The sequence below is a fragment of the Enterobacter sp. ECC-175 genome (genome assembly GCF_043968675.1).
GTDB lineage: Bacteria > Pseudomonadota > Gammaproteobacteria > Enterobacterales > Enterobacteriaceae > Enterobacter.
Window position 1 is genome coordinate 599,886 of record NZ_CP143776.1, and the last position, 13,847, is coordinate 613,732.

The 13,847-nt window shown below is 58.7% G+C and carries 15 protein-coding genes; 3 read left to right on the top strand and 12 right to left on the bottom strand.

The features are described 5' to 3' along the window. Window positions 1–70: 70 nt before the first annotated feature. The 5 genes from V1599_RS02935 to fdnG all read right to left on the bottom strand — a co-directional run bounded on the left by V1599_RS02935 (window position 71) and on the right by fdnG (window position 7,454). Window positions 71–1,756 carry a ShlB/FhaC/HecB family hemolysin secretion/activation protein gene (locus V1599_RS02935; protein ID WP_395301003.1) on the bottom strand — a complete coding sequence of 562 codons (1,686 nt, stop codon included), beginning with the start codon at window positions 1,754–1,756 and terminating at the stop codon, window positions 71–73. A gap of 174 nt (window positions 1,757–1,930) precedes the next feature. Then, window positions 1,931–2,860, bottom strand: a complete 930-nt coding sequence (gene fdhE / locus V1599_RS02940; RefSeq protein ID WP_112012726.1) for a formate dehydrogenase accessory protein FdhE — start codon at window positions 2,858–2,860, stop codon at window positions 1,931–1,933. Beyond that, complete coding sequence (fdoI, locus tag V1599_RS02945; RefSeq protein ID WP_003861958.1) at window positions 2,857–3,492, bottom strand: formate dehydrogenase cytochrome b556 subunit; 636 nt, start codon at window positions 3,490–3,492, stop codon at window positions 2,857–2,859. Before fdoI ends, fdhE begins: the two co-directional genes overlap by 4 nt. Beyond that, a complete protein-coding gene (gene fdxH, locus V1599_RS02950; protein ID WP_008501831.1) occupies window positions 3,489–4,391 on the bottom strand; it encodes a formate dehydrogenase subunit beta in 903 nt (300 codons plus the stop codon). The genes fdoI and fdxH overlap by 4 nt, the downstream gene beginning before the upstream one ends. 12 nt (window positions 4,392–4,403) lie before the next feature. After that, on the bottom strand, window positions 4,404–7,454 hold the full coding sequence (gene fdnG, locus V1599_RS02955; RefSeq protein WP_297119885.1) for a formate dehydrogenase-N subunit alpha: 3,051 nt from the start codon (window positions 7,452–7,454) through the stop codon (window positions 4,404–4,406). A 381-nt stretch (window positions 7,455–7,835) separates the two neighbouring features. Between fdnG and fdhD the strand changes: the two genes are divergently transcribed. After that, entirely contained in the window at window positions 7,836–8,672 is an 837-nt protein-coding gene (gene fdhD / locus V1599_RS02960) for a formate dehydrogenase accessory sulfurtransferase FdhD (RefSeq protein ID WP_395301004.1), read from the top strand. 114 nt (window positions 8,673–8,786) lie between these two features. Further along, entirely contained in the window at window positions 8,787–8,999 is a 213-nt protein-coding gene (locus tag V1599_RS02965; RefSeq protein WP_015569916.1) for a DUF1471 domain-containing protein, read from the top strand. 40 nt (window positions 9,000–9,039) lie between these two features. On the opposite strand, the gene V1599_RS02970 is transcribed toward V1599_RS02965, so the two are convergent. Further along, window positions 9,040–9,363, bottom strand: coding sequence for an AzlD domain-containing protein (locus V1599_RS02970; protein WP_112012732.1), 324 nt, complete (start codon window positions 9,361–9,363; stop codon window positions 9,040–9,042). Next, a complete protein-coding gene (locus V1599_RS02975) occupies window positions 9,363–10,022 on the bottom strand; it encodes an AzlC family ABC transporter permease (protein ID WP_112012734.1) in 660 nt (219 codons plus the stop codon). Before V1599_RS02975 ends, V1599_RS02970 begins: the two co-directional genes overlap by 1 nt. 102 nt (window positions 10,023–10,124) lie before the next feature. On the opposite strand from V1599_RS02975, the gene V1599_RS02980 reads away from it, so the two are divergent. Beyond that, a complete protein-coding gene (locus V1599_RS02980; protein WP_112012736.1) occupies window positions 10,125–10,673 on the top strand; it encodes a helix-turn-helix domain-containing protein in 549 nt (182 codons plus the stop codon). A gap of 82 nt (window positions 10,674–10,755) precedes the next feature. Here the strand turns inward: V1599_RS02980 and V1599_RS02985 are convergent, their stop codons facing one another. From V1599_RS02985 to fucO, 5 genes are all read right to left on the bottom strand, one after another. After that, window positions 10,756–11,247, bottom strand: coding sequence for a type VI secretion system tube protein TssD (locus tag V1599_RS02985; RefSeq protein WP_112012737.1), 492 nt, complete (start codon window positions 11,245–11,247; stop codon window positions 10,756–10,758). A 1-nt stretch (window position 11,248) separates the two neighbouring features. Beyond that, window positions 11,249–11,521 (bottom strand): hypothetical protein, encoded by a 273-nt coding sequence (locus V1599_RS02990; protein ID WP_395301005.1) that lies wholly within the window; start codon window positions 11,519–11,521, stop codon window positions 11,249–11,251. Further along, window positions 11,496–12,017: a DUF2778 domain-containing protein gene (locus V1599_RS02995; RefSeq protein ID WP_395301006.1), complete on the bottom strand. Its 522-nt coding sequence runs from the start codon at window positions 12,015–12,017 to the stop codon at window positions 11,496–11,498. The genes V1599_RS02990 and V1599_RS02995 overlap by 26 nt, the downstream gene beginning before the upstream one ends. Before the next feature lie 349 nt (window positions 12,018–12,366). Next, on the bottom strand, window positions 12,367–12,681 hold the full coding sequence (gene rhaM, locus V1599_RS03000) for an L-rhamnose mutarotase (RefSeq protein WP_395301007.1): 315 nt from the start codon (window positions 12,679–12,681) through the stop codon (window positions 12,367–12,369). Continuing rightward, window positions 12,678–13,826 (bottom strand): lactaldehyde reductase, encoded by a 1,149-nt coding sequence (fucO, locus tag V1599_RS03005; protein WP_297119903.1) that lies wholly within the window; start codon window positions 13,824–13,826, stop codon window positions 12,678–12,680. Before fucO ends, rhaM begins: the two co-directional genes overlap by 4 nt. Between the last annotated feature and the right edge of the window lie 21 nt (window positions 13,827–13,847).

Genomic DNA, 13,847 nt, shown 5'->3' on the forward strand with positions numbered 1-13,847 from the left:
GGTAAATCCTTTTATTTTTTGTCCGTGCGGTGGGCAATGGGCTGAGCCGTCAATTCCCCCTCGCGCACGATCAGAAATCCATATTCAGGTTGAAGCCGAAGGTCGCCGGGCTGGTTTTAAAGCCGTCGGGGCGGGAGAAGGGCACGCCCGCGAAGGCGTCATAACCCACTTTCCAGAGCGCGCCGCGCAGGCCCGCGGCGCCGCCGGCCAGGTGGGCGCCCGTGAGGTATTCCGTCCCTTTGCCTGCGACCTCGCCGTAGTCTGCCGCCAGGTAGAGCTCGGTTCCGGCAAGCGGGGTCTGCCAGGAGAGATCGTTGCGCACCAGCCAGCCGCGATCGGCGTTAAGCGTGCGTTCGCCGTCAAAGCCGCGCACCGTCCACCGCCCGCCGATGGAGAACTGATCCTGCGAGGTGAGCGGCGTGTTGCTGGTCTGACGCTGCCATGCCACGTCGTAGCGCAAGCGCTGCGTACTCAGCTCAAACGGCAGGCTCAGGCGCGCGTTGGTGCGAAGAATGCGGCCTAGCGCGGTGGCTTCTTCGAACGTCTCCTCCGGGGCAGGCTGTGCGCCAAACCACCGCGTGCCGCGCTGGTAGCTGATGCCCGCATCGAGCGTGGCGGAGCCGATATAGTGGCGATGCTGAAGCCCGGCCTTCCAGGAGGAGACGTGGCGGCGCTGCACCTCCACCTCGGTGTCGTCGATGTAGTTTTTCGTTATCCGGCTCTCTACGTCCCAGGTGAAGGTGGTTTTCTGCGCGCTGCTGCGGTGCAGCACCCGGCTGGCCTGCGCCACCAGGCTCTGGCTTTTACCGCTGTAGCGAATGTCGCCGTTAAGGCCCGCCACGGTCTGGTGGTAGTGGTAATCGCTGCCGGTGAAGGAAAATGCCCACCAGCCCACGGGAACAGACCAGTGGGCGCTCAGGTTCTGGTTGCCTTTTTCCGGCCCGGTTTGAAGGTCATGGTTAATGGAGAACCAGAAGAGATCGCTCAGCGCCAGCGGGTTATCCAGCGAAAGCGTCATTCCGCCCTGATAGCGGCCCGTGGACGAGGTGCCGGAATCATCAAGCGACAGGCCAAGCCGCCAGAACTTGCTTTGCTGGCGGGTAATCACGATATCGCTCTCGCCCGGACGTTCAGCCGGAACGATATCCATCTCGACCTTCACGGTGGGCAGGCGCTGAAGGTTCTCCAGGCCCTGCTCGATATCCCGCAGGTCCAATAGGTTGCCGTCGTGCGCCGGGAAGGCGCTGTACAGCCACAGCCAGCGGCTGCTGTCGTCGGTTAACCTGACGTGGCGGATCTTCCCCGGAATAACGGCCAGCGCCAAATGCCCGCTTTTTAAATCCTGCGCGGGAGCCAGCACGCGCGCCGTCGTCCAGCCGTGGGAGATCAGCCGGTTTTGCAGCAGGCTCATGACGCGGTTGATACCTTTCGCGCCAAGGCATTTCCCCACGGCCTGATTGGCCATGCGCTGTAGCGGCACCCAGTGCGGAAGCGCGTCCTGTCCCGTCAGCGTGACGTCACGGATCGTGAAGCAGGGCGTTTCGGCCGCAAACTCCCCGCTATCGTCAGTTTTTGCCGGAGAGGGCAGCCGAACGTCGGGCGCTGGAGGCGTCAGCTGGGCCTCCAGCGCCTGCTGGCGCTGCTGTTGCAGGATAAATTGCTCGTCGCCCGGCGCGGCGGCGGCGGCCGAAGAGAGGCAGAGAAAAACGCAGCTAAACGAAAAGCGCGTGAGGGGCGCTAAGAATCGAAATTCCATTTCGACATATTCCCTTGCAGTTTGTCATGTTTTGTTAAGGCGGGAATAGTGGCGAAGAAAGGTCGATTTATCTACGTGAGGAGGGGTAAACGAAATCCGAAAATGGAGCGAAACGGCTGGGAATTAGTGCGGAAACGGAACGTGGCTCGCAAAAGTACGAGCCACTACAGGAGATTACTCCCCTTCACCCGGGAACAGGAACGGGTTGATCGAGCTGCGGGCAAAGCCCTCTTGCTCCATCTTTGCGTCCAGGATCAGCGAGGCGAGATCGTCGGCCACGGCTTCGACTTTCGGGTCTTTTTCCTGATAGAGGATCTTCAGGTAGGTCCCGCAGTCGCCACAGCTTTCGGCTTTCACCGCCGCGTCTTCGTTTTCCAGCGACCAGTAGTTGAGGTCGCGGGTCTGCTCGCAGTTGCTGCACTTGATGCGCACCACGTGCCACTCGGTTTCGCACAGGTTGCAGTGCAGGTAGCGCAGCCCCTGGGTGGTGCCAATCTGCACCATGCTGGAGACAGGCATGGAGCCGCAGACCGGGCAGAACTGGCGGGCTTCGCCGTACTCGGCGCGCGCTTTGCCGGGGATCAGGCTCGCCATTTGCGCCCAGTAGAGCGACAGCGCGGCCCAGATAAACGGCGCTTTATCGCTGCTGACCAGCGAGAAGTCGGACGCAAACAGCGCGCTCGCCATCTCTTCCAGCTCCATGTCCGACGCTTTTTCCAGATTCTCGATCACCGCCAGCGCGGTGCCGCTCATCTCCGGCTTCAGCTCGGCAATCAGCGAATGCAGCAGCTTTTGCCAGTGCTTGTCGCGCGGCAGAACGTGAATATCCAGCGGCGGTTTGCCCTGCTCGCTGGCTTCCTTAATGCGCGCGGTGAGGTCCATGTTCAGCGGGTGGTCATAGAGCACCACTTCCTGCGCATGGGCAACCAGCGCCGCAAAGCGCAGAAAATCGCCCAGCGGGTTGCTCTCGGCCAGCTCGCGCAGACGCTCCGCGCGGCGGTTGTAGAGGTTCTTGAGTCTGGGGAATAACAGCGGCGGAATGTAATCCGCCGTGCGTTTCTCGCTCGAACCCAGCTCATCTTGCGGGATTATGCGAATACTCATTCAGATGACTTTTCCTGTTTCTGGCGGACTTCTCGGTACCAGCGCGGGTGATGTTTCTTCGCCCACGTTTTGGTAACCCAGCCTTCCACCATCGCGGTAATGGTGCCTTTCACCCAGAGGGCGGCGTAAATATGCACCATGATAACCACAATTAACGCCACTGCGGCAAATGAATGCAGCATCAGCGCGAATCGGATCACCGGGATTGAGAAAGCAGGCGCAAAGTACGGACGCCAGATGATCACGCCGCTCACCAGCAACAGGACCAGGAAGATAATCGCCGCCCAGAATACGCATTTCTGGCCGAAGTTATAGCGCCCGGTGTCACCCACTTCCTCGTTGACGACGATCTTACGAATATTCTTCGCCCAAAAGATATCATCCCGATTGATTAGGTTATGGTGCCAGTAGCGGAAAAACATGATGATGAACGACGCGAACATGATGACGCCAACAAACGGGTGCAGTATACGCGCCAGCTGCGGTGTCCCCATGATCTGCATCAGCCAGTTGAAGGACGGGAAGAAGAACCCCAGCCCGCTTATCGCCGCCAGCATGAAGCAGAAGGCGGTGACCCAGTGGTTGATGCGTTCCGGCGCGGTGTAGCGCACGATGGTGTCACGTTTTCTCATTTGCGCACCTCGTCTTTCTCTTCATGCAGGTTGTCGTCTTCCTCTTCCGCGCGGTTCGGACCCACGCCGACGTAGTGGAAGATGCTCGCTGCGAAGGTGGCAGCAAAGCCTACCGCTGCCAGCGGTTTCCAAATGCCTTTCCAGAACTTCACGGTAGCGCTGATTTCCGGGTTCTCCGGCAGGCCGTGGTACAGGTTCGGCTTGTCGGCGTGGTGCAGCACGTACATCACGTGCGTACCGCCAACCCCGGCCGGATCGTACAGGCCCGCGTTGTCGTAACCGCGGGTTTTCAGCTCGCCCACGCGCTCGGCCGCCAGCGTTTTCATATCCTCTTTGGAGCCAAAGTGGATAGCGCCCGTTGGGCAGGTCTTCACGCACGCCGGCTCCTGGCCGACGGTAACGCGGTCTACGCACAGCGTGCATTTGTAGACGCGGTTGTCTTCCGGGTTCAGGCGCGGCACGTCGAACGGACAGCCCGCGATGCAGTAGCCGCAGCCAATGCACTGCTCGGACTGGAAGTCGACGATGCCGTTAGCGTACTGAATGATGGCCCCTTCCGACGGGCACGCCTTCAGACAGCCCGGGTCCGCGCAGTGCATACAGCCGTCTTTGCGGATCAGCCATTCCAGCTTGTCGTTTTGCTCCACTTCCGAGAAGCGCATCACCGTCCAGGACTTGGCGGTCAGGTCCGCGGGGTTATCGTACACCCCGACGTTATGACCCACTTCGTCACGCAGGTCGTTCCACTCCGAACAGGCCACCTGACAGGCTTTACAGCCGATGCAGGTGGTCACGTCGATAAGCTTCGCCACTTCCTGCTGGTGGTCCCGCGCCTGAGGCGCGGGGGTGAAACCGTTAGTCGCGGAACGACGGATAATGTCTTGAGATTGATAAGCCATAGGTCGTCTCCGTTACACCTTTTCCACGTTCACGAGGAAGGCCTTAAACTCCGGCGTCTGCGTGTTCGCATCGCCGACGAACGGCGTCAGGGTGTTCGCAATGAACCCTTTCTTCGCCACGCCCTCGTAACCCCAGTGAATCGGAATACCGATGGTATCCACCTGCTGGCCGTGAACGTTCAGCGTGCGAATACGCTTGGTCACCACCGCCTTGGCCTTGATGTAGCCGCGGTTGGAGGAGACCTTCACGGTATCGCCATGGGCGATGCCGAGCTTGTTCGCCAGCTTCTCGCCGATCTCCACGAACTGTTCCGGCTGCGCGATGGCGTTAAGCAGCGCGTGCTTGGTCCAGTAGTGGAAGTGCTCGGTCAGACGGTAGGTGGTGCCCACGTACGGGAACTTGTCCTTTTTACCCAGCGCCTCAAAGTCGCCCTTGAAGATACGCGCGGCCGGGTTAGAGACCACGTTCGGGTGCAGCGGGTTGGTGCCCAGCGGCGTCTCAAACGGCTCGTAGTGTTCCGGGAACGGCCCTTCCGCCATCTTGTCGATAGCAAACAGGCGGCCCATCCCTTCAGGCTGCATGATGAACGGCCCGACGTCGCTGCCCGGTGCGGCAGTGCTGTAGTCCGGAATGTCCACGCCGCCCCACTTCGCGCCGTCCCACTTCAGAAGCTGACGCTTCGGATCCCACGGGTTGCCCTGCGGGTCAGCGGAGGCGCGGTTATAAAGGATGCGGCGGTTCAGCGGCCATGCCCAGGCCCAGCCCAGCGTATTGCCGAGGCCCGACGGGTCGGCGTTGTCGCGGTTAGCCATCTGGTTGCCCTTCGGCGTCCAGCTGCCGGCAAAGATCCAGCAGCCGCTGGAGGTGGTGCCGTCATCGCGCAGGTGCGCAAAGGTACTGAGCTGATCGCCTTTTTTCGCCAGCACGGTGCCGGTGGCCGGGTCGATAACGTCCGCCAGCGCCTTACCGTTGCTCTCCATCGCCACTTCTTCCGGCGCTGGGTTTTCCGGCGTCGAATAGTTCCAGGTCATGTTCAGCACCGGTTCCGGGTTCGCGCCGCCTTCGGAGGCGTACATCTTACGCAGGCGTAAGAAGATACCGGCCAGGATCTCGCCGTCGTTCATGGCGATGCCCGGGGCGTCCGCACCTTTCCAGTGCCACTGCAGCCAGCGGCCGGAGTTAACGATAGACCCGTTCTCTTCCGCGAAGCAGGTGGACGGCAGGCGGAACACTTCGGTCTGAATCTTCGACGGATCGACGTCGTTCGACTCGCCGTGGTTCTGCCAGAAGGTCGAGGTTTCGGTATTGAGCGGGTCAATCGTCACCAGGAACTTCAGCTTAGAGAGCGACTCAACAACCTTGTTCTTGTTCGGGAACGAGGCCACGGGGTTAAAGCCCTGGCAGATATAGCCGTTGACCTGGCCCTGGTGCATCATTTCGAAGTACTGAAGCACGTCGTAGCCTTTGTCCCACTTCGGCAGCCAGTCAAAGCCCCAGCTGTTTTCCGCCGTCGCCTTGTCGCCGTAGAAGGCTTTCATCAGCGAGACGAAGAACTTCGGATAGTTGCCCCAGTAGTTCACCTGGCCTTCGAGCAGCGGTTTTGGCGTGCTGGCCGTCAGGTAGGTTTGCAGGTCGGTTTGCTTCTCGCTCGGCAGGTTCATGTAGCCCGTCAGGCTCTGCGACAGCAGGCCGAGGTCGGTCAGACCCTGAATGTTGGAGTGGCCGCGCAGGGCGTTCACGCCGCCGCCCGCCATGCCCATATTGCCGAGCAGGAGCTGAACCATCGCCATGGTGCGGATGTTCTGCGCGCCGATGGAGTGCTGCGTCCAGCCGAGCGCGTACAGGAACGACGCGGTCTTATCTTTGGCGCTGGTTTCCGCGATCAGCTCGCAGACCTTCAGGAAGTCCGCTTTCGGCGTGCCGCAGATGTTTTCGACAACCTCCGGCGTGTAGCGGGAAACGTGCTCTTTCAGCAGGTTCCACACGCAGCGCGGGTGTTGCAGGGTGGTGTCGCGCTTCGCAAAGCCGTTTTCGTCCAGCTCGTAGTTCCAGCTGGTCTTGTCGTATTTGCGTTTTTCCGCGTCGTAACCGCTGAACAGGCCATCTTCGAAGCTGTAGTCCTCACGCACGATCAGGCTGGCGTTGGTATAGGCTTCGGTGTATTCGCGGTTGTATTTTTCGTTGGTCATCAGGTACAGCAGTACGCCTGACAGGAAAGTGATGTCAGTACCTGAACGAATAGGGGTATAGAAATCCGCCACTGACGCCGTGCGCGTAAAGCGGGGATCGATCACAATCAGCTTCGCGCCGTTGTGGATTTTGGCCTCCATCGCCCAGCGGAACCCGACGGGGTGCGCTTCAGCGGCGTTACCGCCCATCACCACGATAAGGTTGGCGTTCTTGATGTCGACCCAGTGGTTGGTCATCGCACCGCGACCAAATGTTGGAGCAAGACTTGCTACCGTTGGTCCGTGTCAGACGCGCGCCTGGTTGTCGACCGCGAGCATACCGAGTGCACGCGTGAATTTCTGGGTTAAATAGCCGGTTTCGTTGCTGGAAGCAGAGGCGCAGAGCATGCCGGTGGAGAGCCAGCGGTTAACGGTGACGCCGTCAGCGTTCTTATTGATAAAGTTGGCATCGCGGTCTTCTTTAATGAGTTTTGCGATGCGGTCAAACGCCTCTTCCCAGCTGATTTGCTGCCACTTATCGGAGCCTGGCGCGCGATACTCCGGGAACTTCAGGCGGCTTTCGGAGTGGATAAAGTCCACCAGACCGGCCCCTTTCGGGCACAGCGCGCCGCGGTTAACCGGGTGATCCGGGTCGCCTTCGATGTGGAAAATAGACGCTTTGGCGTTTTTTGCACCGTCGCCGAGGCTGTACATTAACAGCCCACAGCCAACGGAGCAGTACGTGCAGGTGTTACGGGTTTCGCGGGTGCGCAGCAGCTTATACTGCCGCGTTTCCGCCAGCGCTACGCCTGGGGCAAAGCCCAGCGCCGCCGCCGTTGTGCCTGCCATACCGCCAGCGCAGATCTTAAAGAACTGCCTTCTGCTGACCTGCATGGGTCACTCCTTGGTTCATTTCGACATTGCTTTTCGTTTTTACGCTGCGGTTAAAAGGGAACCACAACGCTTAAAATTTGCGTTAAACCCTCAATTCCGCGAGGGATATATCCAGAATACCACAATGTCGGTAAGACTGTTCTTATCTGGTTAAAACAAAGTGAACGTATTATCACGGCATTGATTATAAAATGTGATAACGATCACTTTAATGCCCTTACATGTTAAAGGGGTGTAGCGGCGTCCGCGTTGCACCTCTCCTTAGTGAGTAGGTAAACTTGGCGGCGATGGGTGACGAAAAGTTGATCCATACTATGCGCAGGGCCTGCGGTTTATGGTGCAATAGCAGGCTCACCTCCGTGGTTGTTCAGGAATACCGCTGTGTCTAAACAAAACCGTGTTAACCGTCCATCGCCGCTGCCCGCGGGCATTGTCGAGCTGCCGGTTCACAGGCCGCCCCGCGTTAGCGATGCCATCCCCGATTTTCTGGCGCAGGAAGTTCCCGTTGCGCTGGTCTACAACGGCATTTCGCACGTGGTGATGATGGCTTCGCCTAAAGATCTTGAGCTGTTTGCCGTCGGGTTTTCCCTTTCAGAAGGCATCATTGAACATCCGAAGGAGATCTACGGCATGGAGGTGGTGCAGGCCTGCAACGGGCTTGAGGTGCAGATTGAGCTTTCAAGCCGACGCTTCATGGGGCTGAAAGCGCGCCGCCGCGCGCTGGCCGGACGCACCGGCTGCGGCGTATGCGGCGTGGAGCAGCTTAACGATATCGGCAAGCCCGTGTCGCCGCTCTCGTTTACCCAGACTTTCAACCTCGCCCATCTCGACCACGCGCTCGAGCACCTGAACGACGTCCAGCCCATTGGCCAGCTGAGCGGCTGTACGCACGCGGCGGCGTGGGTGCTGGCGTCGGGAGAGATTATCGGCGGACACGAAGACGTGGGTCGCCACGTGGCGCTGGACAAGCTGCTGGGGCGCAGGGCGCGTGAGAGCGAGGTTTGGCAGCAGGGTGCCGCGCTGGTCTCCAGCCGCGCCAGCTACGAGATGGTGCAAAAGGCGGCGATGTGTGGCGTTGAAATCCTGTTTGCCGTCTCGGCGGCCACCACGCTGGCCGTTGAGGTGGCCGAGCGCTGCAACCTGACGCTGGTCGGTTTCTGCAAGCCGGGAAGGGCGACTGTCTATACGCATCCGCAGCGGCTAATTGTTAATCAATAAATTTGAAAGATATCTGCAAATCCTTCCGCTTTTAGTTGTGGATGATGAGGTCTACTATTTATCTCAACAAGGCGAGACGCCTTATCCAAACAACTTACTGAAAGGGTTTATCTCATGAAAAGCATCAAAACTTTTGTCGCTGTAATCGCTCTGGCTGCTTCATTCGGTTCTTTCGCTGCGCAAACCGTAACCGCATCCGCCTCTACGCTGGACGGTGCTGAAGCGAAAATCGCCGCACAGGCTCAGGAAGCGGGCGCGTCTTCATACAAAATTACCCAGGCATTTACCGGTAACCGCGTGCACATGACCGCTGAACTGAACAAATAAGCCGTCACACCGTCGAAAGAGCGCCCCAGGGGCGCTTTTTTTATTGCAGCCCCGCCAGGCGCAGCAGCGCGGTAACGACCGCCGCCGCTACGATCACCACAATTAACGGCATTTTGCGCCAGGCCAGAAACACCGCAAACGCCACGCCCAGCACCCGCGCCATGCCGGCGAAATGCTCACCTTCATAAAACGTTGTCGCCAGCGCCACCGAGAACAGCAGCACCGTTGCTGCATCCGACAGCAGCGCCTGCGAGCGCTCCGAGAGCGCCAGCCGGTTGCCAAGCTTCGCCCCGCCGAGGCGCATCAGATAGGTTCCCGCCGACAGAATGGCGATGCCCAGAATAAAGACCGTCATGTTTTCCATTATTTCTTCCTCGCGGCCAGGCCAAGTAAAGAGAGCAGAACCGGCAGGCCCACCGGCGCGAACGGCACGGCGGCCAGGGACAGTACCGCGCCGCTGCAGGCGCGGATCAGCGTGGTGCGGTTTTTAAACGCCGGCACCACCAGCGCCAGCAGGATGGCCGGGAATACCGCGTCCAGCCCGATGGTTTCCGGATCCGGCAGCAGCTTTCCGACCATCGCCCCCAGCAGCGCGCCCAGCGGCCAGATAATCGCCACGCCCAGCCCGCACAGCCAGTAGGCGGCCTTGCGCTGCTCCGGCGTTTTTTGCGACAGGCCAAACACCACGCTTTCATCGTTCATGATGTGGCAGCCTAAAAAGCTCAGGCCGCGCTTGCCCACCAGCTCGCGCACCGTGACGCCAAACGGTACGTGGCGCGCGTTAACCAGCAGCCCGGCCGCCGCCGCCGCGAGCGGATTCCCGCCGCTGGCCACGATGCCAATGAACATAAACTCAGAAGCCCCGGCCAGCACGGTGATGGATAGCACAAAGGGAACCCAGACCGGAAAACCGTAGGCCATCGCCAGAGATCCGTAGGACATCCCGACGACGCCCACCGCCAGGCAGACCAGGATGATTGCTTTTATGGTGTCGCCTTTCAGGCAGGAGAGATGATGCGTCATACATTTTTAGCCATATCGAACGAGTTTCCATTATAATGAACGCAACGAAATGGTTTTACAAGACGAACGATTCGTTCGATTTAACAAAATTAAGGGGCGTTTATGACGCAGCCAATTAGCGTGATCGCCAAAAGCCTGGTGCGTGAGCGCCTAAGAACCGGCCTTTCGCTGGCGGAAATCGCCCGCCGCGCCGGGGTCGCCAAATCGACGCTTTCGCAGCTGGAGTCCGGCAACGGTAACCCTAGCCTGGAAACGCTGTGGTCGCTGTGCGTGGCGCTGGATATTCCTTTTGCACGGCTGTTCGAGCCGCAGCAGCCGACCACGCAGGTGATTCGGCGGGGAGAAGGGACGAAGGTGGTGGCCGGGCAGGCAAACTACGAGGCGATTTTACTGGCGGCGTGCCCGCCGGGCGCGCGGCGCGACGTTTATCTGCTGCTGACCCAGCCGGGCGCGGACAGGATCTCCCAGCCGCATCCGCCGGGATCGGTGGAGCATATTATCGTGACGCAGGGGCGGGCGATGGTTGGCTTACTCGACGCGCCGGTAGAGCTCGGGGAAGGGGACTACATCTGCTATCCCGCCGACCAGCCGCATATCTTTAAGGCGCTGGAGCCGGATACGCACGCGCTGCTGGTGGCGGAACAGAACTAGCGAAGGTACAGAAGCTAAAAGGCATTGCAAAATAATCTGGGCTGTCTGTCACTCCTGCCAGCAGCTCCGTTTTCACCTTTTTTTATGCTGTGGCGCGTTCATTCCACGCGTCACTATGCTGGATGTTGCCGTCAACAATGCGCCAGGTAATTTTCTCATACTGCAAGCTGACGCTTTCGACGTGATTGATTTTGTCGTTGGCCGCGATTTTCACGTTCGGGACGCTACAGTTAACGCCGGTAACCTTCACGTTCTCCATCAACACGGTGTAGTAACACGCTTCCTGGCCTGCATCGTTGATGTGATAGAACTTAATTTCTGCGCTTTTCAGCGCCTGACCGGTGGCGGCGGCTTTATAAAGATAGGGGGTAGAACTATCCACTTCCTTTTCGATCCTCATTGAGGAGTGCTGACGCGTACCGGTGATCGCTCCGTTAGCACTGTCCACCGGCAAATTAATGCCATGACTCAGCCCGATGATCTCAATGCTTCCTTCGCGGTCTTTGACATCTACCGAGCCTTTAATATCCGCGCCGCCATCGTCTTTGAGCCACATATAGGGAGGAATCGGCATGTCATTTGTTCCTTATTTTTTTTAATAACGTCATTGTTAAAAGATAAAGGAGCGTTGTAATGAGAAGGATGGTTATCAACCCAATATAGGTATAAACCTCATAAAGACGGTCCTGACCTATCTCACCGCGGCCAGAAAACACTTCGCCGATCCGATGTGCAAATTCATAGTCAAACCAGCCTTCAGCAGGACCCAGGGTGCGTCCTACCGGAAAGGATAACGCGATAAAGTAAATCGTCTTTGCAACCCTACGAGCAAATTTTGGTAAAGCCACCGTCAATTACCTCTATCCATCCTCTAGCCATAAGAAAACGCATACAGGGTACCTGTATTGACGTTGTGTTCATCAGTGCGTCTCTTATCATCCCGTAGTCGGAATTATGTGCAATAGTGATACAACCCTCAGATATCGTACCTGGATGAAGCCTGAATAAGCCTCTGTGAACGTGATCAATCCATGTTCCATCGTCTATCCCAAAGTCATCCCGGTATAAAGCAAACCATTCATCCCGGTTGAACTCGGCACCATAAAAATACCGATTAACGAGATCTTGCGATTTCGCTTTTAACGTGGAGACGAAGCCGCCGTTTCCACGCTCAATGATCCAGTATTTACCTGGAGGCAATGGGCCTCGCGTGGGGATAGCAGCACAGTTGGCATTATTTCGAAAGGTACCTTGCCCTGAGTGGGCCATAAAAACGCCGACCCCATAAAGATTGAAGGGTGCATAGTCTGCGCCATTCAGTATCAACGTTCCGTGTAAGGCCATATTTATCTGTCTCTTATCACTTCAAGTAACGACACTGCTATTACAGCGTTTGAGAATTTCATTCCTGTTCCATCCTTGCCGCAAGCTTGTTCGTTCCAGCATATGCCCGCTGCCGTTTCGGAATTTCAGGCGCGATCGTATTTACGCGCTATCAATGTATTTTGAGACATTGACCAGGCATTTTTTAACCAAATTAGGGGGAAGTAAAATTCCGGAAAAGTGCCGTATTTCAACGGGATCTTTCAGCATGATAGTGCGGGATGGGAATAACGGTTTATCCAGCATTCCACGTGAGAACGAGGCAAACACCGTATTATGGCGCTGCCGCGAAGGCGGCAGCGTTAGCGCGTTACGCTAAATAAAACACCTCTTTTAACGCCGCGCTCACCGGGCTGTTGTCCGGGTTCGACGGCATGACCTCGCGCATGTGCTTCCACCAGCGTTGGCACACGGCGGTGTTGGCCACCGCGTTCCAGCGCTCCTCCGATTCGATCTCAACGGTCGCAAACAGCAGGCTGCGTTCCTCGTCGAGCCAGATGGCGTAATGGTGCACGCCGTGGTCTTTCAGCACCGCTTCCAGCTCGGGCCAGATGGGGTTATGGCGGCGTTCGTACTCGTCGTGCGCGTCCGGATTAACCTGCATCACAAAGGCTTTGCGGATCATAACGCCTCCAGGTACAGCTCGCGGACCTCTTCGCGGCTCGCAGCGCGCGGGTTGCACGGCGCGCACGGATCGGCGAGGGCGTTGTCCAGCCAGCCGTCGATGTCGGATTTCGTCACGCCGAGCGCGCTAAAGCCGGACGGAATGCCCACGCGAACGCTCAGGTCGCGGATGGCCTGGATCGCCGCCGTGCTGGCGGCTTCGTCGCTCATGCCGCGGGTGTCGACGCCCATCGCCTGCGCCACGCGGGCAAAGCGCGCGACGGCGTTCGGGCGGTTAAAGTTTTCAACGATCGGCAGCAGGATGGCGTTGCAGACGCCGTGCGGCAGGTTGTGCGTCGCGCCCGGCTGGTGCGCCAGCGCGTGAACCAGCCCCAGGCCGGCGCTGTTAAACGCCATGCCTGCAAGATACTGACCAAACGCCATCTGCTCGCGGGCCTCCAGATGGTGACCGTCGTCGACCGCTTTCGGCAGCCAGAGGGCGATCAGGCGGATTGCTTCCAGCGCGTTGGCGTCGGTCAGCGGGTGCGCGCCCACGGAGACGTACGCTTCGATGGCGTGGGTCAGGGCGTCCATGCCGGTGGCGGCGGTCACGGAGGCCGGGATATCAAGCATCACGCTGGCGTCATCCACCGCGATGTCCGGGATGATGTTGGAATCAATAATCACCTCTTTTACGTGGCGCTCGGCGTCGATGATCACCGCGTTGCTGGTCATCTCCGCCGCGGTGCCTGCGGTGGTATTAATAGCGACCAGCGGCACGCCCGCGTTTTTCACCTTGCCGACGCCGGAATAGGCGGTAGATGGCCCCGGATTCGCGGTGAGGATTTTAATCGCCTTGGCGGTGTCGATCGGGCTGCCGCCGCCGAAGGCGATGACGAAATCACACTCCGCGTCCCGATAGGCCGCGTAGCCTTTCTGCACCAGCGCTTCCGTTGGGTTTGGAAACACCTCGTCGAAGAGGTGATAGGACATCTGGTGAGCGTCCAGCGCGGTGAACAGGCCGTCGAGCAGCCCCAGCTTCACCAGCTGGCCGTCGGTGACGATCAGCGCTTTGCCCCACTGCTTGTTCGCCACCAGATTGACCATGTCGCTGATTGCGCCCGCACCGTGAAGGCTGATTTTCGGCAGCGCCAACATAAAACTCATGATAATTCTCCTTAACTCTCG